Genomic DNA, 23,466 nt, shown 5'->3' with positions numbered 1-23,466 from the left:
CTTTTGTTGGTGCTGTCTATTGATCCCTTTATAAAGATAAGGCTTTTTTGTTCAAAAATTCTTCATGGTTTCTACTTATTTTTTCTATATAATACCAATAATAAAAGGGAGGGAATATTATGAAAAACAAATACTTTTTTAGCAAATATACTAACGGGATTTGCCGTTTTTTTATTTTTTACTACTTTTAAACCAACTTACGAAGTTCCAAGTTTTTTTGTTGCAAATGCAGATGAAGGGACTGTGTCTATAGTCGATTTAAAGGAGAGTAAAACACCTAGTACGATCCAGTTAAACAGTGAACAACTTTCCCATGGGATTGCTCAGTCGCCAAATGGGGATATTCTTTATGTTGGTACTGATTTGATGCGAAAAGTTTATTAGGGATTGATTTGAATACTGAGGAAATTTGGAAAATATCATTGATAATGAAACTTTAACAGTAATAGAAAGAATAAAGACAGGATCTTATGCGAATCATATCTTTTTATCTCCTAATGGTAATTGGGCATTTGTGACATATCGTGATTCAAATGACCTAGCTATAATTGATCGAAACAATTTTGAAGTAAAAGAAATGATTCCTTTAGGTTCTGAGCCTCACGAAATGCCATTAAAAGACCGTTTCTTTAGCACGATGAACTATCTTTACCTTTAGAGAAATAAATGGAAGAATACGGTTTACCATATGCTTATGAATTGGAGGTGGCGTTAATGGATAAAGTTATTTTTTCTGTACAAGGGATGACCTGTGCGTCTTGTGTAAATCGAGTTGAAAAAATGGTAGGTAAACTAGAAGGTGTACACTCTGTTACTGTAAATTTAGCATCGAACCAGGCTCAAGTAGAAGTGGATCCAACAAAGGTTACTTCTGAAAAGGTCATTCAAGTGATTGAAAAGTTAGGTTATAAGGCAAAGAATATTGACGATAAGGAAACAAAGAAGAGAAAATTGTTGTTTTCGGTAAAAGGGATGACCTGTTCTTCTTGTGTGAATCGGGTTGAAAAGGCCATTTCAAAAGTGATTGGTGTCGGTTCAGTTAACGTTAATCTTGCAGCAAATCAAGCTCAAGTAGAAAGTGTGGAAATTGGCTTTGATCCAGCAGAAGTAATAAAAGCAGTCGAAAAATTAGGGTATGAGGCTTCTTTAATTGAAGAGGACCAAGAAAATGTGTCCGATCAAGATGAAAATGAACAAGAAACGATAAAATTAAAAAAGGATTTCACATATGGTGCTGTTGTTACATTGATTGTCTTATTTGGCAGTATTCCACATATGATGGAAGGCTGGGGACCTTGGGTACCGAAGTTTATGTCAAACCCACTCTTTTTATTACTATTAACAAGTTATGTTCAGTTAGTTCCGGGTTGGCGTTTTTATCGAAATAGTTATAAGGTATTGAAAAATAAATCCGCCGATATGAACGTATTAGTTGCCATGGGGACAACATCTGCTTGGGTTTATAGTGGGGCCATGACATTATTCCCAACGACATTAACTCAAATGGGTTTCCCGTATCAGCTCTATTATGATGTCACCACTGTTATTACAACACTTATCCTTCTAGGACGTTACTTTGAAGCTAAAGCAAAAGGGAAAACATCAACAGCGATTAAGAAATTAATGAGTTTACAAGCAAAAACTGCTAGAGTGATCCGAGACGGAAAAGAACTTGATGTAACTGTTGATCAAGTCCAGATTGATGATGAAACTATCGTACGACCAGGAGAACGAATACCAGTTGATGGTGTCGTCATAAAAGGGAAATCGGCCATTGATGAATCGATGTTAACAGGAGAATCGATTCCAGTTGAAAAGACAGTAGGAGACGAAGTCATCGGGGCAACGATTAACAAATCTGGAAGTTTTACATTCAGAGCTACAAAAGTAGGGAAGGAAACAGCATTAGCACAAATTATACGAATGGTGAATGAGGCACAAGGTTCAAAAGCGCCAATCCAGCGTATTGTTGATCTTATTTCAGCCTATTTTGTTCCTGCAGTTGTTGTTGTAGCCTTCATTTCTTTTATTGTTTGGTATTTTGTTGGCCCAGAACCATCGCTTATTTTCGCCTTAACGACATTTATTGCTGTTCTTATCATCGCCTGTCCATGTGCATTAGGTTTAGCGACCCCTACGGCGATAATGGTAGGGACTGAAAAAGGAGCAGAGAATGGGGTTTTAATTAAAGATGCGACGAGTCTTGAACTAGCACACAAAACAAATACAGTTGTTTTAGATAAAACTGGAACAATTACAGAAGGGAAACCTAAATTAACCGATTTACTTACAACAGGAATTGTTTCTGAAGAAGAACTATTAAGGATCGTCGCCTCAGTAGAAACAGCATCAGAACATCCGCTTGGTGAAGCAATCGTACAAGCGGCTAAAGAAAAGGACCTTAAATTAGATGAGGTTACATTCTTTGAAGCAATTGTCGGTCATGGTCTTGTTTCACAGATCGATAATATGGAAGTGTTAGTAGGTAATGCTAAACTTATGGAGAAATACAACATACAGTTTGAAGACTACTTAGAAAAATCCGAACAGATAGCAGATCAAGGAAAGACCCCGATGTATGTTGCAATTAATGGACAATTTGCTGGTATTATTGCAGTGGCAGATACATTAAAAAAGAATACAGTTCAGGCAGTTCAATCGCTAAAAGCGATGGGGATTGAAGTGATTATGCTAACAGGTGATCATAAACGGACTGCTCATGCCATTGCAAAAGAGGCTGGAATTGATCATTATATTGCAGAAGTACTTCCAGAGCACAAAGCGGAGGAAGTTGAGAAATTGCAAGGAAAAGGTAAAGTGGTCGCTATGGTCGGTGATGGAATTAATGATGCACCAGCCCTTGCCCAAGCTGATCTTGGTATTGCCCTAGGAACAGGAACAGATGTCGCGATGGAAACTGCTAATATTACGTTGATGCGTGGTGATATCATTGGAGTTGTGACAGCACTGAGATTATCAAAAGCGACAATGAGGATGATCTGGCAAAACCTTGGTTGGGCGTTTGGGTATAATGTTGTTTTAATCCCAGTTGCTGCTGGATTACTTTATCCGTTATTCGGTATTTTAATGAATCCGATGTTAGCAGGTGCTGCAATGGCATTTAGTTCTGTATCTGTTATTTTAAATACACTTCGGTTACGAAGGTTCAAATCAAACATTGTATAAATATCTTAAAAAGTGATAATTAGAAAATTTTCAGAAAGGTAGTTGCAAATGAAAAAAATTTGTTACTACCTTTTTTAATCCATAGTTTCTTCATATTTTTATTTTATAGTTAAAGAAGAAAAATAAGGGAGGTTTTAATAATGGAAAATTTACTTTATTATCTAGCTCTATTACTTTGTCCTATCATGATAATCGGAATGTTTTATTTTATGAGTAAAATGAACCATACCAATCAAACTCAAAAATCAGATGTCCATTCACTACAGCAAGATATTCATCAATTAACAGAACAGAACCAAAAACTAATGAAAGAAGTTCAATCATTAAAAAATAAGTAAAGTTTAAAAATGCCTTTAGTAATGGGGGAATATGATGAACTTACTCACATATTTATTAGTTGCTGTTTTAGGAATTTTATTCTTCATATGTTTTAAAGGAAAAGGAAAGGTTGGGTGTTGTAGTTCAAGTCATTCTAAACATGACCAATCAAAACAAATTCAAGAACTTGCAAAGCAAATCAACGACTTAGAAAAACAAAGTCAAGATTTACACAAAGAAATTTATAAGTCAAACAATTAGCTGTGAAGGAGTAAAGCAATGACTTCTTTAAATACCTTTTTAATACTATTCATTTTGGCAAAACTAGTTTGTTTGTATTTTTGTTTTAAAATGATAAAAGTTTCAAAAAAAGGACAAGAACAAGAAAGTTTTTCACAGGAAGATGTTAAGCAACTTAAAAAAAGAGTGGAACATCTTAGGATTAAAAATCAACAACTTCAAGACGAAATAATTAGTAGTAAAAACGATTTTTAAGATTCTAGTGAAATTTATAGTAACCACTACTAGAACCTAAATATCAAGGGTGATGACTATTTAGACTTAAATCCTACTATTCAAAATCAACCATAATATAAATATAAACAACAGGGATGCTAGATCTTGGTACAGCTAGAAACGGTACTATAGAACAGGCATCTTTTTTTAATAAGAAATATTATATTTTGTCTCTATATTAGAATTTAAGGAGTTGGAACAATCAAATGAATGGTATATGTGTGTGAAAATAGAAATGAGGGATTTTCATGAGGAACTTTAAAAGTTTTTTCGGTTACAGTTTAGGGATAATCTATGTGTTCGGTGTACTCTACTTTTTTATTAAAGGATGGTTTAGTCCAATACTACTTTTTTTGTTACTTCTCCCATTGTTACATTTATTTGTGCATGGGTGGCCAAAGTAATTAGAATAGCCAGATAAAGCATCAAGAGTATTACACTATTATTCCAGTGTAAATTATTAATAAATAATAAAAATACATTTTTGAATAAAATAGCCTATATTTATACAAGATTTTTTTACAGTTCTTTCACACTTTAACTGGAGTAATACTATAAAATTCAGATATTAGAAGTGAGAAGGAGGTAACTTGATGAAAAAAAGCAAAATAATATTGTTGCTATTACTTAGTAGTTTATCATTTTCTAACATTGGACTCGCAGCACCTGGGGATTCACCACATGGTCATGATGATAAAAGAGTAGAAGATTCTAGTAGTAATACAGATGTAAATAACGATGTTCATGGAGAAGTTGGTCACGATATGATGTACATGGAAAATGATGTTCATGGAGAAGATGATCACGATATGATGAACATGGACGAAGATGTTCATGGAGAAGATGATCACGATATGATGAATATGGACGAAGACGGTCATGGTGACGCAGGTCATGGAGAGACAATTGAGGAAACCCCTCCAAATTATATTGTTTTAGGTTCTTTTGGAGTTATTAACTTGAGTTTTCTGCTATATGGAGCTTGGCACAAATGGTTAAAAAGGAGGGGCAATATAAATGGCAAAACCAGAGCGTAAATTAGTACCACCACAACTTGATCCAAAGCCCAAAAATGATTTACTTAAGGTTCCTATTATTAAAAAATTTATTCAAAGTCGATGGTATCCAGGTATTTTTCAGTGGATGGGAATGGTAGTTTTTTCAGTTATTGTTTTTCAGTTAGTCTTAGGTACTGTTGATCCCCATAATAACTTTGGAATTTCAATGACATGGGTGCTATGGTGGCCGATAATTCCTATTATTTTTATCGCATTAGGGAGATTTTGGTGTGCTGTATGTCCATTCGGAAAAACAAGTGATATTGTGCGCAGATTAGTAGGGAAAGAAAGGCCAATGCCGAAATTTTTAAAGAAATATGGTATTTGGTTGATAGACATATTCTTTATTTTAATTACGTGGGGCGATCATATTTGGGGTGTAGTTGAATCTCCAAGGGGTTCAGGATATTTACTATTAGGGTTATTTACAATGGTCGTCATTACATCAGTGTTTTATGAACGACGAACATTTTGTAAAACACTGTGTTTCTTAGGGGGATTGGCAGGAAATTATTCAAGAGCAGGAATGTTAGAGTTAAGGGGTACACCTGATATATGTCGTACGTGTAAAACGCAAGACTGTTATAAAGGGAATGAAAAGGCAGAAGGTTGTAATATGTTTCAGTTTGTTAGAACTATGAATACAAGTGCTGATTGTAACCTTTGTGGTAACTGTGTTAAAACATGTCCTAATGATTCGATTCGTTTGTCTGTTAGAAAGCCAACGAGTGAATTATGGCTTCTTCAAAATCCAAAGCTTGAGCATGCATTTTTAGCTACTGTTATTATGGGGATTGTTTTTGTACAAAACATGACAATGCTAGAGTTCTGGGAAGGTATTTTAAATGGTATCGGTACTTTAACGAGAACAACATATTATCCAGTTAATTTTACAATCGCTTTTCTTATTGCAATGATCATCCCAATTTTCTTAATGTGGCTCACTGCAAAGATAACTGTAGCAGTTGATTCGACGACAACAGTAAAAAATAATTTTATTCGTTATGGTTATGCGATCATCCCATTAGACTTAGCCGGACACATTGGGCACAATCTTTTCCATCTAATTACGGAAGGAAAAGCGGTTTGGTTTAATACAGTAGCATTATTTGGTGTTCAGATGACAGGAGACTTGGGCTTTGCTTCTGATGAAACTGTTAGAATTTGGCAGTTTGTAATGATTGGACTAGGAGCAATTGGTTCGCTTTATGCTGTATATCGAATTGGCGATAGAAAGCCAATAAAAAAATTATGGCCTTTCTATCTAATAATGATTATCTTTACTGTTATTAATATTGTGTTGTTCTCTCTTCCCATGGATCATCGAGTACACTAAAAGTAAACAAGAGGGACTGTTTATCACTGTCGCTAAAATAAAACCTGATGCGGAGTATACGACTTCCCTTCAGGTTTTTGTTTTGGGTTCTATTATTCTAATCTTACAAGTTTCATACCACGAATGTTGAGTTTTCGAAAATTAAGTTTTTGATTGTCTTGACAAAATAATTGAGTGTTTTTTTACATTTTTTACTAGTGTCAAAAATCCTTCAAATTAGATTCATCGTTTTTCCATATTTATTTTTTATCCTATATTTAGGAGGTGAATAAAATGAAAAATTCAATAAAGGTAATGTTATATTGCCTCGGTATTTTTTTAGTTATTGGAATTATCTTTTTTGTTATCAAAGGTACATTTAATCCTATTTTGCTTCTTCTATTGATTTGTCCTTTATTACATTTATTTATGCATAGAGGGCACAATCATGACAACCATTCTAGTACTAAATCTCATGATCATGGAAAACATTAATTCATACAACCTATTAAAAAGTCTAATATCATAACTACAATGTAAACCTGTCTTAGGAGGTGATAAGTAGCTTTCTAATAGAAAGGAAGTGTCGGAACATGATAATTATCAAGAAAGTGCAAAGTTGCCTATCGGTAAAAAAGGTCACGGTTAATCTTCCTCTAATGAATGAAGATAATTAAGAATTTACCTGCCATATGGGTATGTACAGAGGAACAATGATTGTAAAAGAGTAGTAAGGAATAGATAGGGTGAGGAAATATAATCAATAAAATTAATCGATGGGATTTACTAAAGAAAACGAGTAAGGGGACATTAGGTTTACTCACTCTAGCTGTATTACCTTATAGTAAGGAGTTGATTTGTAATGATAAAAAAATTAATTTCTATATTGATAGGCTTATTATTTGTAGTAGCTGTAGGTTCAGTTGTTTGGTATGTAAATTTTGGGGATGAAGAAGGCTATTATGCTTTTATCCCTAACTCAACAGATGGAACGATTAGTATCTACGATAGTACGAAAGGTGAGATAACCAGTAACATAAAAGTAAGTGAGGAGAATCTTGCACATGGAATTGAGATTACTCCCGATGGTCAATATCTATATACCGGTATGATGGGTGGGCAAGAGATTCTTGTTCTTGATCCATTTACTGGCGATGAAGTCACGACGATTAATATTGGAAAATGGGTTTATATACTGATAATTATTATTAAATAACAATTTAAACACTTCCCTTTAAAAAGTATAATTATTGTTCTTTTTAATATGTAGGAAAAACTAAAGTTGATACCAAAATTCGAAAAATCAAATGTTGCAAAAAATACGTTCCAAGCTATTAGATTAACTCATTGGATAAATTTAAAGTCCAGTAGAATGTACTGGACTAATTTGTGTGAAGGGTTGTATTTCCAGTTTATTATTTTTTGTTTAGAAAATGATAAAAAAGAATCTTAATAAAGGAAGTGATTATTATGACAACGGTTGTTGATTCATCAGTCCAACAATTTCAAACGTGTATCGACGCTTGTAACAAATGTATGCAAGCGTGTGAACAGTGTTTAACATCATGTTTGAAAGAAGCTGATGTGCAAGCAAGAACGCATTGTATCAATATTTTAAGGGATTGTGCAGACATTTGTGCAATGGCCTCCCAGTGGATGTCGCGTGGGAGCATGTATGCAAAGCAATTTTGCCAACTTTGTGCAACAATTTGTGATGCTTGTGCTGTTGAATGTGCTAAATTCCAAGATGCGCATTGTCAAGAATGTGCGAACTTCTGCCGTCAGTGTGCTGAAGAATGCCGTAAAATGGCAGCTATGTAACATTTAAGGCAGGTAGCTAATGGTTACCTGCTTTTATTCCAATCAATAAGGGTGAACGAAATGGGATTGAGTGAAATAATGAAATTGGAACGATCACTTTTTATATTGATGATAGGAGTCCTATTGTCTCATTTAGGTACGTATATGGTGATTCCTATTTTACCGATCATGCTAAGAATAGAAGCAGGATTATCACTTATCCAGATCGGTACTGTACTTGCTGCTATAGCAATATCTTTTCAATTCGGAAGTATTATGGGTGGATTTTTAGCGGATCGAATTGGGAGAAGATTTATTATTGGTTTAGGAGCTCTTATTGGTGCAGGGGGATTAATTGGCTTTGGGCTTTTTTCTACATATTTTTTACTTTTATTGATGGCCATTATCATTGGTGTGGGGAATGGTTTAAACGCACCTTCAACGAAAGCGGCAATTGCTGCTTTAGCATCAAAAGAAAACCAAACCACTGCTTTTTCGCTACGTGGAATTGCAGCAAATATAGGAACTGCAACCGCCGGGTTAATTGTTTTCTTTTTAATTACTGGTTCCTCGCAAATCATTTTTTGGATTGCTGGGGCAATATATATATTACTTACAATAAAAAGTTGGTTGCTCTTACCGAAAAATTGCGGCGATGATCCTTGTCCAGTCATTCCATCGGGTGCTTATCGTGAAGTATTAAAGAATAAACCATTTATCGTGTTTGGTGTCGTTAGTATTTTAATTTGGGCTTTATATGCACAGCTTGCTTTGGCCTTACCTTTACGTGCAGCTGATATATTACCTGATCCTAAAAATGTAGCATTAATTTGGACGATTAACAGTGTAATTGTTATTTTTTCTCAAGGATTTGTAACGAATGGGATTATTCAGCGTCTTCATCCACTAACAGCATTAGGGTTTGGAATGATTTTTATCGGTGTAGGTGTAGGTTCATTGTATTTTTCTAGTGCATTTATTCATTTGGTGGTAAGTGGGGCCATCTTTGTAATGGGTGAAATGCTAATTCTACCAACGATTGATAGTACTGTGTCACAATTATCAAGAGCAGAATTGATTGGATTATTTTTCGGACTTGCGAACGTCGTTTCTGGCTTAGGTGAAGCAGGCGGTAATTTTATTGGTGGAAGGCTCCTTGAAATAGGAACAGAAATTAGCTATTTACCGTGGGTCGTATATGCAATAACAGGAGTTACGATCTGTTTCATTGTATTACTGTTAAGAAGATGGGAACCGATTCAAACCGCTTTACAAAAAGCAGCTGAAAAGGAAGACGCTCCAAAGCATGCCCCAAAAGTATCTTCTGGACCAACCAAACATCGGTCTCATCCTTTTGATCGGTGGGAGTCTGAAATATTTTTTCGGAAGAGAAGGAACACTTAGTAGTCTTAATATTGTATTTTAATCATCGATAGGAGGAATTAGAAATGGAGCAACAACATGAACATCAACAACATGACCATGGAAATCATCATCATAATATGGTGATAGAAAATGAAATTAACACCACTGTTTCATATAAGGATAACGTGTTACGTGTACATTTGGAGGATAACGAAGGGGTTGCCCTTAAACTAGGTGTTACGCATGAAGAACTTATCCACCTCATCGTTGTGAGTAAGGACTTAAACGAATATTATCACTTACACCCTACTCAATTTAATGATTACATCTTTGAGCATAAAATTGATTTAACTGGTCATTCATATCGAGCTTTTGTAGATATTAACCCTAAAGGAAAAGAATACCGTATTGAGCCACTTCCATTTAAAGGAGAGTCTACTGCTCATCCACACCATATAGATTCAGTTTTACAAGTGGATCAGCAGCTAACAAAAGAGGTACAGGGGAAAATTGTTGAATTTAAACACGATCCATTTGAAGTTGGAAAGGATAGTAAGCTTACTTTTAGTATTAAAAATGATACACCTGAACCATATTTAGGTGCATTAGGTCATGTCGTGATTATTGATGATCAGGTAGAAGAGTTTATCCATGTTCATCCCATGTCTGATCATGAGACTGTGTTTATGGCACATTTTAATAAACCAGGCGTCTACAAGCTTTGGGCTGAATTTAAATTTGATGAAGAGGTTATAGCATTTCCTTACGTTATTGAAGTGAAATAAATTCCATTTTTTTTATTTGATTATACTTACAATTAATAATCGCTTCTTTTGTATAAACTCTTCTTCATCAATCTCTCCTCGTACATAACGTTCTTCTAAAATTTCTAAGTTTGTTTTTTGGCCATGATGATCATTTAAATTGTTGTTATCTCTTCTTGAAGTACTTTGATATAAATATACAATCAAGTATACAACACCTATAATAATAGCAATTTGGAAAAGCATTCCGAAAATCGCCCATCCTCCAAATCCATGTATTCCATTCATCATCTTTTATCACCTCTTATTCATTTGTATTCAGGTGAAATGAAATCCATATTGAGTAATTAGTATATATTTAGAGCTCTGGTTTTTTATCAACTAGAGCTCTAAAAATTATTTTCGATGGGACTAACTTTACTAAAGTGTAAGTTTCTTATAATTTTCCGAAAAAATTTTATTCTGATATACCTAAGACTTGCTAAGATCGCAAATTATTATTCGGAACCGTGACAACTTTGGTACATGGTTTCCATGTCTTTCTCAGTCCAATCTGGGTGCATCTCCTGCATTAATGGCGCCATCTCTTCAAAACTTGGGAACTCGTTTTTAACGACTGTTTCAACGTCAGCATTTCCAAAGACAGTCGTACCGATTCCAAATACGAGTCCTAATGATAATAAGCCAATTATACTTTTTTTCATTTTCAATCACTCCTTTTGTTTTTCTACTTTCATATTATCCAACAGATATAATGAACCGATGAAGAAAATATAAAGAAATTATGTGTATTTCCTGGTTTAACAAATAGATCTATTTTTTTGTGATTAATTGCAAGATCACCATGATTTTTATCCATATCTTTTAAGCAAAAATTTTGGATTTAAAACAAGCAATTATTTTTACACATACTTCGTTTGAATTCATAGTATATCTAGTAAGCTCAATTACTTAAATAGTATCGAAAAATCATACTTTTTCTGATAAGGTGAATTTTATGTCATTTAATCTAGCCCCATATCATTCGCATTACTTTGGTGTCCTTACTTCAACTAATTTTGACCATATGCATACTTTACAAGGCTTTGTTTTTTCTGTGAATGGAAATAGTACAGATAGTCATGTCCATACGTTTAAAGGTATTACCTCAACTTTGAGTGGACACTTTCATCATTTTGAAGGAATAACAGGCCCGGCTATTCCACGGTCAGATGGTTCTCATTATCACGAATTAATAGGAAAAACAGAACACCTTCCATATTTCCATAAAGGTAATTATCATTTTTTAACAAATTATCCAATTCATATCCATAACTATAGAGGAACAACTGGTACTGAGATTGGTTATGAACCAAAAAATTGGTAAAGTTTTTATTGGTAAAAAAGAACAGAGTTGTTGTAATGAAGATGTAGGTGTTGAGTTACAATTTTGTTTTTTTCTTCCAGTCCTATCAGGCGAAAGTCCTGGTCCGCATAAAATCCAAGGAATTGGAGCTGGTTTCATACCAAAAATACTTAATGTAGGTATATATGATGAAGTCGTAAAAGTAAAAAATGACGAGGCATTTCAAGCAGCACGTGCACTTGGTAAAGAAGAAGGAATCTTAGTTGGAATTTCTTCGGGTGCAGCATTACATGCTGCATCGATTATCGCAAGTAAACCGGAAAATATAGGTAAGACCATTGTTGTCATTTTACCAGATACAGGTGAGAGGTATTTATCTACGGCTTTATTTCAACAAGAACAGTAAAGGATTCCCTACTTTTATCTATTCTGGTCAATATACAAAAGAGTAAAAGCTAACCATTTTTGGTTAGCTTTTAATAATAAAGAAATTTCATAAAAAATGAACTTAAAAATATACGAAAATTTGCTCCAATAAAATCTTTGAATCATGGCAAATTGTGCATGGATACGACTTCTTTGAATTCCTTGCATAAATAGGAATATTTCTTCAAATCAGTGTTTTGATATTTTTTGTTTCTTTTCTAGATTTTCTTCATACTTTTATCAAACTTACTAAGTAAAATAAGAACTACAATTTTGTATATTTAGATAGAACAATTAGTAAGGAGATAAACTATGAAAAAAGAAAAATGGATCATATTTGTTTTTTTGGTAATCTTTATAGTTGGGTTATTAAGAATAGAAGAAATCCAATATCTCCTCGATGAAAATATTGTTTATTTTACTGAAGATTTGAGGGGAAAATTAGGCTATCGTTTGCTTTGGATTACAATACCGCTAGCTATTTTACAAGGAGTTATTACAGTATTCCCCTTTTTCTTAATAATAATTATTCATGTTAGTAGCTTCGGGCTTATTGAAGGATTTTTGTTTAGTTGGATTGGTAGTTTTCTAGGTGCGATTGTCTGTTTTATTTTAGCAAGATACTTTAGTTCTGATTGGACTGTAAGGTTATGGAATCGGAATAAGGGAAACTATCAAAATTGGCTTCCTTATATAAATATATATGGTGTTTGGGTAATAACATTACTACGTAATATACCAATTATACCAAGTAATATGATTTCTATTATGGCAGCATTATCTCCAATTGGAATAAAGGCATTCTTATGGTCATCCGTAATTGGAAATAAGTCAATGGTTTGGCTATTAACGTTGTTGAGTTCTCCAATAATAGCTCCTGATAAGGATACAACTGTTTATATATTCTTTTGTAGCATAATATTATTTCTTTTTTACCTTCAATTTAGAAACTTTAAACAAAACAAATTTATTATTTAGACAGATAATAAAATAATTATAGAATACCATGCATAAGTCATCACTCTTAATCTTGACTGGGTTACTATTGATGACGTAGTTTTATTAGATTAAAATTTGAATTAAATCGTGATTATTACTATTTAAATCTTATGGTTAAAGGTTCCTTTAGCAGATGCCACTAAACTACACAGGGAACAATAATTAGGCACCCATTGCAAAGACGCGACATTCTTGAGCACAATGTAAACATATTTGGCCACAGGTTTGCGACTGTGGATCAGGGTGGTGTAAACAATGGTTACCACAAATTTCGCAAATTTGTCCACATAGCGCTGCAAGCGATTTTGCAAATGGACTACAACGAGAAACAAACTTCGCGGTCAACGTACAGATATCAGCACAATCCCTAAGTAATCTTAGTTGTTCTTTTCTATGGCCAGCATCTGGCATTTGTAGAACCGAATACTCTGTAAATTCACAAATAGCCTCGCAATGTTGAATTGTGTGTAATAACTGGTGATGTGACATCATATGTTGCATTAAATCTCCTCCAATGTAAAGTTTGTAATGAAACAATTTCATCATATGTATGGACATTCATCTATGTTACTATTTATTATTTTAGTTTAAAAATATAATTGTATTGTTATTAGGGAAAGGAAACTGGATGAGTTTGCTAGTTAAAAAGAATATGTTTACAGTTCTTTAATGATTATAAGTTTTTCACTATGATAATCGTAAAAAATATTTTTCTTTTTAATTTTCTTCACAGAAATTACACATTTCATAAATATAATGGTTTCTATCTTAACTTTTTAGATTTTATTTTGTTTGGAGGAAAAAACATGTGTGGGTTTGTAGGTTGTTTGAATAAGAATCCAATAGGATTTACTGACTATAAAAAGGATCAGTTTGTTAGTATGACAAATATGATCACGCATCGTGGTCCAGATGATGTTGGATTTTATTTTGATGACTATATTCAATTTGGTTTTCGTAGATTGAGTATCATCGATATTGAAAGCGGAAAACAACCGTTGTCGTATGAAGATGATCGTTATTGGATTATTTTTAATGGAGAAATATATAATTATATTGAAATAAGAGAAAGGTTAGAAAATATTGGCTATGGATTTAAAACAAATTCTGATACTGAAGTAATCATAGCTCTTTATAACCATAAAAAAGAGAAAGCTGTAAAAGACTTACGAGGAATGTTTGCTTTTGTAATATGGGATAAGGAAAATAAGGAGCTTTTCGGTGCAAGGGATCGATTTGGAATTAAACCTTTTTTCTATATGGAGGAGGAAGATAGACTATTATTTGCTTCAGAAAAAAAGAGTATCCTGTTGGCATGTGAACATCATTCTGTTAATCAAAAGGCACTACACCATTATTTAACGTATCAATATGTCCCTGAACCTTTAACGATGTCTGAATCTGTAAAGAGGTTAGAACCTGGTCAATACTTTTATAAAAAATTAGGACACGCTGTAACAATAAAAAGCTATTGGGAACCAACGTTTACTCCTATTGTAATGCCCCTTGAGAACCAAATCAAAGAGATACGTGAATCATTAATAAGCTCTGTTAAGATGCATATGCGAAGTGATGTGCCAGTTGGGGCATTTTTATCCGGGGGGATTGATTCCACTAGTATCGTGGCATTAGCCAAGGAACACAATCCAAAGATAAAAACATTTACCGTTGGCTTCGAAAGAGATGGATATAGTGAGATCGATGTTGCAAAGGATTCAGCTGAAAGACTAGGTGTAGAAAATATTCACTACGTTGTAAAACCAGAGGAGTTTGTAAGTTCGCTCCCAAAAATCATTTGGCATCTGGATGATCCTGTTGCTGATCCGGCTGCGGTGCCACTTTATTTTGTAGCAAAGGAAGCCAGTAAACATGTAAATGTTGTTTTATCAGGTGAAGGAGCAGACGAGTTATTTGGTGGATATAATATTTATCGTGAACCTGAATCATTGAAATGGTTTAAGTATCTTCCAGAAGGATCTAAAAACATGCTTCAGTCAATAGCTAGCATGCTTCCTAAAGGGGTAAGAGGAAAAAGCTTTTTGGAAAGAGGATGTACGCCAATTGAGGAACGATTTATTGGTAATGCAAAAATATACAGTGAAAAGGAAAAGGCTAGTTTACTTAAAAATTATAGAAAAGGGTTGAATTATCAAAATGTAACAAAGCCATTATATCAAAGGATCACACATTACCATGACGTAGAAAAGATGCAATACATTGACCTTCATACATGGCTACGCGGTGATATCCTCGTTAAGGCAGACAAAATGACAATGGCTCACTCTCTGGAATTACGAGTTCCATTTTTGGATTCAGAAGTATTTGATGTTGCCGCAAAGATACATCATTCATCAAAAATTGCTGAGCAAACTACAAAATATGTTTTAAGAAAAGCAATGGAAGGAATTGTACCGGACTCAATATTAAAACGTAAAAAGCTTGGATTCCCTGTTCCGATTCGCCATTGGTTAAGGGACGAATTGTATGATTGGGCACACAAATTGATAACAGAAAGTGAAACAGATCGCTATTTCAATAAATTTGAAATTTTTGCCCAATTGGAACTTCACCGTCAAGGAAAAGCTGATTTGAGCCGTAAGCTATGGACAATTCTTGTTTTCATGATTTGGCATCAAGTATATGTGGAGAAAGTATACAATTTTGGACTAGAAGAAAAGCTTCAAACAGAAGAAAAGCAATTAATATATATGTAAATTTAGTTACTATTTTAGTCGTATCTCAAAAGTGGGAGCGAAATCACAATCGATCACAATAGGCCTAAACCCAACTATTCTATGTTGGGTTTAGGCCTATTTTTTTATTGATTATACTATTTTATATAGGTAATTGCTTGTTTCCCCATTTGTTCCCAAGCTGCACGAAAATTTTCCCTTAGAGTTTTTCTGTTCTTTGCATTCTGCAGGGGATCGTTAAAATATACATACTCTTCGTCAAAGCCAGTAACTAACACTGCATGCAATCGATAAGTAATATCTATTTTTCCGTTTGGGGTTATCCAAGTTTGAAATGCATTAGGTGGTAATTCCGCAAATGTAACATTTGAGATTACCCATACAGGATTTCCGTTACTTATGTGGTATAAAACAGTATCAAACTCTACGCCGGTCATGTTAATTACCTTGTTTGGCAAATATAGTTCAGCTAATTCTTTAATCGGTTCATGATAAACACCATAACCAGGGTTATCCAATGTATACATATCACCGACAAATCCTTCATTTGGATCACCAAAATATATTTTATCATCTATTTTACTATAAGGAGTTGGATCCTTCCTTACTTCCTCTGCCAATTGCATTTTATTGGCCTCATATATACCTGCATAATTTAACATCATTGTAAGACTCGCTACTTCACAACCTCTGGGCAATTCAGGTAATTGCGATACTAAAGGGGCATCTAAAATAATTTTAATAGGTAATTTAATACTACTTGACCAAACTCGTTGATTTAGATCGTTATAAAAGACATCTGCACCCTGTATTTTTTTTGCATATGAAATAGCCTCCGCATAAGAGGGGAATTTTTCCTTAACTTGTTCATCTTTATATACAAAAAAAGAATCATAAAGTAAAAAGTCTTTTTCTTTAGGTATTTCTGAGAGTGAAGCATTAACCGAATTTATTTGAGAATCAATTTTCTCGTCTAAAAAAACCTGTATTTTTGATAACTCAAGTTTAAAATTTGAGTCTTTTAAATAAAAAAAGAGAATCAAACTATTAAAAAGAAAGATCAGGTAAAAGAATATAAAAAGTCCTTGTTTAAAAAGTCCGTTAACCTTTAAAACCTTTGTTAATGCAATATAGCTAAGGATAAATATGATTATATAAATAATTATAAATAATGCGAATATCACCTATAGGCCTCCAACTTAAAAATAGTTATTAATAATGATTTCAAACATTATTAACAAGATTATCGCACTTCTTTTTGTATAAATTGTGAAGATTGATGAAAAAAGTTATTTTTACATATTAAAAATCTTCACAGAAATTACATACTTTTTAGTTAATATTTATTCATAATTAATATTTGTTAATTTCAAAAGAAAATTTCCAATATAACATTAAAAAAATAGGTGAACATCGAGGGAGAAACTGTGGACGAATTATTACTTAATTTTTTTGAAGATTATAAACGATATGCAATTTTTATTAGTATTTTTATTAATATAGTTGTTGCTATCTTTGGTATTATACCAAGCTTTTTTATAACTGCAGCCAATCTTATTTTCTTTGGATTTTGGTATGGTACATTATTATCCTTTGTTGGAGAAGCTCTAGGTGCTATCATTGCATTTTACTTATATAGGAAAGGTTTTAAGAGATTCACTGTACCTATAGTAGAAAAATATCCCATAACCCAAAAATTACTATGTGTGCAAGGTAGGAACGCCTTTTATTTAATCCTTTCATTACGACTGCTTCCTTTTATACCCTCGGGTATCGTGACACTTTTAAGTGCCATGGGAAAAGTATCCCTGTTAGTTTTTGCTATTGCAAGTACCATAGGGAAAATTCCAGCATTACTCATAGAAGCATATTCAGTTTACCAGGTAACACAATGGACGTGGACTGGGAAGCTAATTTTGATATTATTTGGACTATATTTACTATATTTATTTTTGAAAAAAGTTAAACAATCTTAAAGAAAAAAGGACATGTTAATATGAAACAATCAATGAAGTACCTTCTTATGATCTTATTCCTTACTATGTTAAATTTAATATTCCCTATCATGATTATTGCAGATAACGAGGGAGAATTATTTTTAAACAGTGAAGCGGCAGTTGTAATAGATGCGACTACTGGGGAAATCCTTTATGAAAAACAAGCAAATAAGCAGATGTATCCTGCTAGTATAACAAAAATCGTTACTGGGATCATAGCAATTGAGGAAGGTAATCTTGATGATATCGTCACCGTTAGTAGTAATGCAAGAAATGTTGAAGGAACCCGTGTTTACTTGCTTGAGGGAGAACAGGTGTCTTTACTAAAGCTTGTACAAGACTAGTTAATTAATTCAGGTAATGATGCAGGTATTGCAATTGCTGAACATATGAATTCGAGTGAAGAGTTATTTGCTAAGCGAATGAATCGATTTCTAGGAGAAAAAGTCAACGTTTCTAATTCAAACTTTACCAATCCGCATGGGTTATTTGATACAGATCACGAAACTACGGCTTTAGATATGGCTATGATCACAAAATATGCTATGAACAATGAGGTGTTCCGAGAAATTGTAGCTACAAAAGAAATGGAATGGATTGGAGAAGGTTGGGAAACAACATTATACAATCACAATAAATTGTTATGGCGTTATGAGGGCGTATCCGGTGTGAAAAATGGCTTTGTTGATCAGTCTGGTCACACATTAATTACTTCTGCCAAGCAAGAAAATACTGAATTGATCGTGGTTACTTTAAAGGCCTCGAGTAGTGAAAATGCTTATGAAGATACAGTAAAGTTACTGGATTACGGCTTTTCTCATTACAAAACTAATTTTATACCAAAGAACAAATGATATGTTAATGATGAAGATAATGAATTCCTGCTTACTCATAATATTAGTTTTACTAGTAAATTAGGTGAAAACGTTGATATAAGAATCAGTACTTCTGGGGAATTAATCGTTAAGGGGCAGGATGATGAGATTATCCTTCAACAGTCATTAAGTAAATTGAAAGATGAGGGAGACGAAGAAGTTTCTACTTCGGAACCACTTTATATAAAAATAGTTAAACTTGTAATTTCGATTCTAATAGTTCTGTATATATTATTTTTATTGCTCCTAAGCTATCTAATCTTTGATAGGTATTTTAAGAATAAAACCAGTTGAGATAAGTTAAAAGTTTAGTTAACCACTGTTATATTTTAGTAATTTTACAATTAAAGAGAAAGTATTCAAACTTAAACTTATTTATATAGATTCTTTTTTTGGTTTTTAGAACTAATTAGAATAAAGGAGAAAACTTATGAATCCTAACTTAACTGAAAAAAATAAAAAAGAGATATGACCGAGTGTCTAGAATTTATGATGTGATGGATCGAATGGTAAAGGAGAAATGGCGAAAAGAACTACTTCAAGATTTACATGGAAATGTGTTAGAAGTAGGGATAGGTACAGGTGCAAACTTGACATTTTATCCAGGGGAAATTACTTTAACAGGCATCGATTTTAGTCCAGGTATGCTAGAGTATGCAAGGAAAAAAGGAGATAATACCAACTTGCCATTTCAATTGCACCTTATTGAAATGGACATACAATCTATGGATTTTTCAGATAATTCATTTGACTATGTTATCGCTACATGTGTTAATTGTTCAGTTCCAGATCCAATCCAAGGCCTTAAAGAAATGAGAAGAGTTTGTAAACCAGATGGTAAAATTTTGCTTATAGACCATGTAAGAAGTGAAAATGAAATTGTCGGCATATTGATGGACTTATTAAATCCACTTACTGTAAAGTTATGGGGGGCAAATATTAATCGCAGAACAACAGCAAATATTGAGAGTGCAGGACTGATCATCGAAGAAAATGAACCCTTATATAGCACAATTATCCGAAGACTTACGGTACATCCAAACAAAATATAGTTTTCTCGTTTACATATTTACTTATTCATTAAAGAGTTACAAAAGATTATAGTTTTTTCACATTTTCTTCTTAAATTTAAGTTAATTTAATAGATGAATATATAGAGGAGGTCTTAAAATTGAAAAAGAGTTTATTAATTGCTACTACTTTTTCTTTTACAATTCTATTATCAGCATGCGGCAGTGGGAATTCGGCGGTACCAGAAGATGAGACTAACATTGAGCAGGTTACTATGGATAATCAAGTAACTCAGCAGGAGGATGGTATGCAAAATGATGATCATACTGAAGGCATCTCCAATCATGACTTTTTTGAACCATATGATGGATTAGTTGACCATATTCATGGTTTAGGATATGCAGGCAATCAAAACGCTATTTTCATTGCAGCACATGATGGGATTAGAGTATATGAAAATGGAAAATGGTTTAAAACTAAGGAATTAAACAATGACTATATGGGCTTTAATGCCGTAAACCAAGGTTTTTATGCAAGTGGTCATCCAGGGCCTGGTGTTAATCTGCCAAATCCTTTAGGTTTAAAGAGAAGTTTTGATAATGGACAAACCCTAGAAGATTTAGGGATGGAAGGGGAAAGTGACTTTCATGCCATGGGGGTAGGTTTTAATAATCATACGGTGTATTTATTAAATGAAATGCCAAGTTCAACACTTGGTCTTGGATTATATGTTTCAAAGGATAAGGGACAAAGCTGGAGTGAAATAAATGCTGATGAGTTAGGGGAAAACATTCTAAATATTGCTGTACACCCTACAAATGGAGATATGGTTGCTATTGCAAGTCAAAGAGGGGTATTCCTATCAAAGGACGCTGGTCAAAATTTTATTTTGCTAACCACTAAACAACAAGGTACTTCAGTCCATTTTTCTGAAGAAACGTTATGGTATGGTGCATACGGAAAGGAGCCAGTACTTGTAAAGTATTCACTTGAAAATGAAACTAAGGAACAAATGGAACTCCCTACAATGAATCAAGATGCTGTTATGTACCTTGCCCAAAATCCTCAAAAAAAATCAGAAATAGTCTTTGCAACGTTTAATGGACATATATATAAATCTGATGATGCAGCTAATACGTGGAATTTATTAGTCAAAGAGGGTAAAATTCAATAATTGATACAAGACAAAATAAGAGAACGGGCAGACCCAATTTAGGTCAATGCCCGTTTTTTAATAACTGAACCTTATAAAACTGTAATGGTTAACGCCATTCCTTTTTCCTGATGATTAGGAAGCGTACAGATAGCGGTATATTGACCGTTTTTTTCTATTGAGAATGTAGTAGAATTTTGTTTCCCAGGCTTACTATGAAGATGAATATTTGTACCAACAATTTCTAAGTCATGGTCAACGTTACCGTTATTCTTTAGAATAATAGTCACTACTTCCCCCTTCTTTACATCAATGTTTTGCAGAGAGTAGTTAAATTCATTTGCTTCAATGACTATTGGTGAATAGTTACTGTTTAATTGAGTGCTGGTACTGTTATTAAAATGTTCGGAGTGATCTTTTACCGCTTGAGGTGCGGTATAATAATATTGATTTGTTATGTAAAGAAAAAAGAGTACAACTAAAAAAAGAGGCATTGGTTTTGCAAAAAAGAAATATTTCCATCCTTTTTCTTTAACTTTTATTTCACTTTGCATCATCAAAAATAAAATAAAAAATATACCCGCAGAAAGGACACCTAAAACATTAATAACAGTGTTATAGGTTTCACTTGTAATCATTGTACCTAACATGGCACCCATCATACCACCCATAATACCCGATAATAATCCATCTAGAACTCCCATAATACTAATATGCAATCCGAAAATAACTCCTGTAATACCTCCAATTAACATACTAATAACAGTCGTTTTAAAAAGGTAATCAGGATAGATCATCCCGATGATGGTCCCCAATGTAATTCCGATTGTCATCCCCATTGTCATTGCAATCATCATTCCAACCATACAAGTAATGCGTTTTCTATACAGAAACGTAAAACTAAAAATCCATAGAACAATAATCGAGTAGGTAATGATCAATCCATAGACGGAATCCATAACTTGACCCCCCTTAAATATTTATTTAAATGTATGCTTTTATAAACTTAATAAGTACAAGTATTGTTAGTGAAATGCTATAAAATGATGGAGTGAAAGATTGGATTGATTATTGAATCGTATGAAAGAAATTAAATATGAAAAACATAATGAGGAAATTACAAAATAACAAAGGAGTGAAGAAAGCTAGTGTACGGAAAAAATATACTCAGGTTTTTTGTGTTAATAATATGGATTGGAGCTTTAGTTGGTTGTGGTGCAGATCAAGATCAGGAACGTGCTGATGAAATAAATGAGGCTGATCATGAAATGGAGGAAATGGACGAAGGAGAAATGGATCATAATCAAACTGGTGAGGAAGAGAGGAGCGGTCAAGTCGAAGGGGCAGAGGAACCTCCAAAAGAATTTAATGAAAATGCTACAAATAACCTTTTGCACCTAAGCACAAAAAATATTACTCGTATAAATGAGGACGATCCGATTAGATTTTCCATTATGGTTTCTCAAACGATTTGGCCTGCCACACATAAGGAAAATCAACCAGGTACAGTTATTCTTGCTCCACAGGGGCAATGGCAAGTAGCTTTAGCAAGTGTAAACCTAATCCATCACCCGAATGATGGTCCTGTTTTACTTTTTGAAGGGAATAATTTAAATGACCTTGTTATAAATGAAATTCATCGTTTACAACCAAAAGGAAACATAGAGGGAACACAAATAATGGTTATGGGTGAATTAGCGGATGATCAATTGAATAGTTTAAATCAAGATTTTGAAGTGAAGCAGATTACATCTGAGGATCCAGCCGCTTTTGCCAGAGATCTTGATCAAATATATTCAGAAATTACAGGAAGTGTACCGCAAGGGGTAATAATAGGATCATCTGAAGAGAAAGCTATTCCTTATACACTTCCAGCTGGTAACTGGATTTCTCATATGGAAGAACCGTTACTTTATGTATCAGCTGGCGATATTCCAGAGTCAACGAAGGAAGCATTAGAAAAACGCAATGGGGAAGCAAATATATATGTATTAGGTCCTGAATCAATAATATCTGAAGATCTTGTAAACCAATTACAAGAGTATGGAAACGTAACAAGGATTACTGGAGAAAATCCTGTAGAGGTGTCGATTCAATTTGCAAAATTTAAGGATGAGCAAACAAATTTTGGATGGGGAATTGACAGTCCGGGTCATGGGTTAGTGTTTGTCTCAACAACAACTCCAGAATTAGCAATTGCTGGAGCACCATTTGCTCATCTAGGGAAACATGCCCCTATGGTTTTGTTAGAGAATGGGGAGTTAACAACAGAGGTGTATCAATACCTTGGATCTTTAAAACCAACATTTAAAGATGAACCTACAGAAGGACCATATAATCATGGCTATGTATTAGGGTCTGAAGATATTATTTCATATCGGACACAAGGTGTGATTGATGAAAAACTCGAAATCGTTTCAGAAAAAGGCGATGACCCTCATGGAGGACATTAATTAAAACTTTATATTTTTAGAAAAAACAATTATATGTAGATGAATAAATGAAAAAAACGTAGGTGGTACACTAAGAACTAGTGATACCATCTTATTTTTTTTATGTAAATACATTCCTTCCTAAATTCGTTGATAAACTCAATTTTAATATTGTATCTTAAAATTTCAAAGTTTCTACATATTTTGTCTATC

General features: G+C 33.5%; 25 protein-coding genes and 2 pseudogenes. 22 read left to right on the top strand and 5 right to left on the bottom strand.

The window, feature by feature from the left end:
• Positions 1 to 243 precede the first annotated feature (243 nt).
• From ACJ2A9_RS02315 to ACJ2A9_RS02255, 13 genes are all read left to right on the top strand, one after another.
• Positions 244 to 384, top strand: coding sequence for a hypothetical protein (locus tag ACJ2A9_RS02315; protein WP_441419984.1), 141 nt, complete (start codon positions 244 to 246; stop codon positions 382 to 384).
• A gap of 25 nt (positions 385 to 409) precedes the next feature.
• Positions 410 to 658 carry a YncE family protein gene (locus tag ACJ2A9_RS02310; RefSeq protein ID WP_441419983.1) on the top strand — a complete coding sequence of 83 codons (249 nt, stop codon included), beginning with the start codon at positions 410 to 412 and terminating at the stop codon, positions 656 to 658.
• 56 nt (positions 659 to 714) lie between these two features.
• Entirely contained in the window at positions 715 to 3,186 is a 2,472-nt protein-coding gene (locus ACJ2A9_RS02305) for a heavy metal translocating P-type ATPase (protein ID WP_441419982.1), read from the top strand.
• Between the two features lie 140 nt (positions 3,187 to 3,326).
• Positions 3,327 to 3,524 carry a hypothetical protein gene (locus ACJ2A9_RS02300; RefSeq protein ID WP_441419981.1) on the top strand — a complete coding sequence of 66 codons (198 nt, stop codon included), beginning with the start codon at positions 3,327 to 3,329 and terminating at the stop codon, positions 3,522 to 3,524.
• Between the two features lie 34 nt (positions 3,525 to 3,558).
• The gene (locus tag ACJ2A9_RS02295; protein ID WP_441419980.1) at positions 3,559 to 3,765 is read left to right on the top strand and encodes a hypothetical protein; all 207 of its coding nucleotides are present in this window, start codon (positions 3,559 to 3,561) and stop codon (positions 3,763 to 3,765) included.
• 18 nt (positions 3,766 to 3,783) lie between these two features.
• Positions 3,784 to 3,999, top strand: a complete 216-nt coding sequence (locus tag ACJ2A9_RS02290; RefSeq protein WP_441419979.1) for a hypothetical protein — start codon at positions 3,784 to 3,786, stop codon at positions 3,997 to 3,999.
• A 614-nt stretch (positions 4,000 to 4,613) separates the two neighbouring features.
• Entirely contained in the window at positions 4,614 to 5,057 is a 444-nt protein-coding gene (locus ACJ2A9_RS02285) for a hypothetical protein (RefSeq protein ID WP_441419978.1), read from the top strand.
• Positions 5,038 to 6,414 (top strand): 4Fe-4S binding protein, encoded by a 1,377-nt coding sequence (locus ACJ2A9_RS02280; protein WP_441419977.1) that lies wholly within the window; start codon positions 5,038 to 5,040, stop codon positions 6,412 to 6,414. The genes ACJ2A9_RS02285 and ACJ2A9_RS02280 overlap by 20 nt, the downstream gene beginning before the upstream one ends.
• A 273-nt stretch (positions 6,415 to 6,687) precedes the next feature.
• Positions 6,688 to 6,888 carry a DUF2933 domain-containing protein gene (locus tag ACJ2A9_RS02275; RefSeq protein WP_441419976.1) on the top strand — a complete coding sequence of 67 codons (201 nt, stop codon included), beginning with the start codon at positions 6,688 to 6,690 and terminating at the stop codon, positions 6,886 to 6,888.
• 367 nt (positions 6,889 to 7,255) lie between these two features.
• Positions 7,256 to 7,609: a YncE family protein gene (locus ACJ2A9_RS02270; protein WP_441419975.1), complete on the top strand. Its 354-nt coding sequence runs from the start codon at positions 7,256 to 7,258 to the stop codon at positions 7,607 to 7,609.
• 254 nt (positions 7,610 to 7,863) lie between these two features.
• The gene (locus ACJ2A9_RS02265) at positions 7,864 to 8,214 is read left to right on the top strand and encodes a four-helix bundle copper-binding protein (protein WP_441419974.1); all 351 of its coding nucleotides are present in this window, start codon (positions 7,864 to 7,866) and stop codon (positions 8,212 to 8,214) included.
• 60 nt (positions 8,215 to 8,274) lie between these two features.
• Entirely contained in the window at positions 8,275 to 9,597 is a 1,323-nt protein-coding gene (locus tag ACJ2A9_RS02260; RefSeq protein WP_441419973.1) for an MFS transporter, read from the top strand.
• A 44-nt stretch (positions 9,598 to 9,641) separates the two neighbouring features.
• Entirely contained in the window at positions 9,642 to 10,343 is a 702-nt protein-coding gene (locus tag ACJ2A9_RS02255) for a hypothetical protein (RefSeq protein ID WP_441419972.1), read from the top strand.
• A gap of 12 nt (positions 10,344 to 10,355) precedes the next feature.
• Here the strand turns inward: ACJ2A9_RS02255 and ACJ2A9_RS02250 are convergent, their stop codons facing one another.
• Positions 10,356 to 10,610 (bottom strand): SHOCT domain-containing protein, encoded by a 255-nt coding sequence (locus ACJ2A9_RS02250; RefSeq protein ID WP_441419971.1) that lies wholly within the window; start codon positions 10,608 to 10,610, stop codon positions 10,356 to 10,358.
• 209 nt (positions 10,611 to 10,819) lie between these two features.
• Positions 10,820 to 11,026 carry a hypothetical protein gene (locus ACJ2A9_RS02245; protein ID WP_441419970.1) on the bottom strand — a complete coding sequence of 69 codons (207 nt, stop codon included), beginning with the start codon at positions 11,024 to 11,026 and terminating at the stop codon, positions 10,820 to 10,822.
• 293 nt (positions 11,027 to 11,319) lie between these two features.
• Here ACJ2A9_RS02245 and ACJ2A9_RS02240 point away from each other — a divergent pair, with 293 nt between their 5' ends.
• From ACJ2A9_RS02240 to ACJ2A9_RS02230, 3 genes and pseudogenes are all read left to right on the top strand, one after another.
• Complete coding sequence (locus ACJ2A9_RS02240; RefSeq protein ID WP_441419969.1) at positions 11,320 to 11,688, top strand: YmaF family protein; 369 nt, start codon at positions 11,320 to 11,322, stop codon at positions 11,686 to 11,688.
• A 76-nt stretch (positions 11,689 to 11,764) separates the two neighbouring features.
• Positions 11,765 to 12,073 (top strand): annotated as a pseudogene (locus tag ACJ2A9_RS02235) (pyridoxal-phosphate dependent enzyme); the annotation flags it as partial.
• Between the two features lie 332 nt (positions 12,074 to 12,405).
• Complete coding sequence (locus ACJ2A9_RS02230) at positions 12,406 to 13,071, top strand: TVP38/TMEM64 family protein (RefSeq protein ID WP_441419968.1); 666 nt, start codon at positions 12,406 to 12,408, stop codon at positions 13,069 to 13,071.
• Between the two features lie 183 nt (positions 13,072 to 13,254).
• On the opposite strand, the gene ACJ2A9_RS02225 is transcribed toward ACJ2A9_RS02230, so the two are convergent.
• Positions 13,255 to 13,503: a four-helix bundle copper-binding protein gene (locus tag ACJ2A9_RS02225; protein ID WP_441420386.1), complete on the bottom strand. Its 249-nt coding sequence runs from the start codon at positions 13,501 to 13,503 to the stop codon at positions 13,255 to 13,257.
• Positions 13,504 to 13,898: 395 nt separating this feature from the next.
• Here ACJ2A9_RS02225 and asnB point away from each other — a divergent pair, with 395 nt between their 5' ends.
• Positions 13,899 to 15,806 (top strand): asparagine synthase (glutamine-hydrolyzing), encoded by a 1,908-nt coding sequence (asnB, locus tag ACJ2A9_RS02220; protein ID WP_441419967.1) that lies wholly within the window; start codon positions 13,899 to 13,901, stop codon positions 15,804 to 15,806.
• Between the two features lie 116 nt (positions 15,807 to 15,922).
• On the opposite strand, the gene ACJ2A9_RS02215 is transcribed toward asnB, so the two are convergent.
• Positions 15,923 to 16,969: a C39 family peptidase gene (locus ACJ2A9_RS02215; RefSeq protein WP_441419966.1), complete on the bottom strand. Its 1,047-nt coding sequence runs from the start codon at positions 16,967 to 16,969 to the stop codon at positions 15,923 to 15,925.
• Between the two features lie 243 nt (positions 16,970 to 17,212).
• Between ACJ2A9_RS02215 and ACJ2A9_RS02210 the strand changes: the two genes are divergently transcribed.
• The 4 genes and pseudogenes from ACJ2A9_RS02210 (at position 17,213) to ACJ2A9_RS02195 (ending at position 20,842) form a co-directional block, all read left to right on the top strand.
• Positions 17,213 to 17,761, top strand: coding sequence for a TVP38/TMEM64 family protein (locus ACJ2A9_RS02210; RefSeq protein ID WP_441419965.1), 549 nt, complete (start codon positions 17,213 to 17,215; stop codon positions 17,759 to 17,761).
• Between the two features lie 20 nt (positions 17,762 to 17,781).
• Positions 17,782 to 18,636, top strand: a pseudogene (locus ACJ2A9_RS02205) (D-alanyl-D-alanine carboxypeptidase family protein).
• A 467-nt stretch (positions 18,637 to 19,103) separates the two neighbouring features.
• Complete coding sequence (locus tag ACJ2A9_RS02200; protein ID WP_441420385.1) at positions 19,104 to 19,709, top strand: class I SAM-dependent methyltransferase; 606 nt, start codon at positions 19,104 to 19,106, stop codon at positions 19,707 to 19,709.
• 119 nt (positions 19,710 to 19,828) lie between these two features.
• Positions 19,829 to 20,842: a F510_1955 family glycosylhydrolase gene (locus tag ACJ2A9_RS02195; RefSeq protein WP_441419964.1), complete on the top strand. Its 1,014-nt coding sequence runs from the start codon at positions 19,829 to 19,831 to the stop codon at positions 20,840 to 20,842.
• Positions 20,843 to 20,913: 71 nt separating this feature from the next.
• Here the strand turns inward: ACJ2A9_RS02195 and ACJ2A9_RS02190 are convergent, their stop codons facing one another.
• A complete protein-coding gene (locus ACJ2A9_RS02190; protein WP_441419963.1) occupies positions 20,914 to 21,780 on the bottom strand; it encodes a cupredoxin domain-containing protein in 867 nt (288 codons plus the stop codon).
• A 189-nt stretch (positions 21,781 to 21,969) separates the two neighbouring features.
• Between ACJ2A9_RS02190 and ACJ2A9_RS02185 the strand changes: the two genes are divergently transcribed.
• Complete coding sequence (locus tag ACJ2A9_RS02185) at positions 21,970 to 23,274, top strand: cell wall-binding repeat-containing protein (RefSeq protein ID WP_441419962.1); 1,305 nt, start codon at positions 21,970 to 21,972, stop codon at positions 23,272 to 23,274.
• Positions 23,275 to 23,466 lie beyond the last annotated feature (192 nt).

This window comes from Anaerobacillus sp. MEB173 (genome assembly GCF_052119505.1).
Classification (GTDB): Bacteria; Bacillota; Bacilli; order Bacillales; family JBJMAU01; genus JBJMAU01.
Note: the sequence above shows the minus strand (reverse complement) of the source record. Positions and strands in the feature narration are given on the sequence as shown.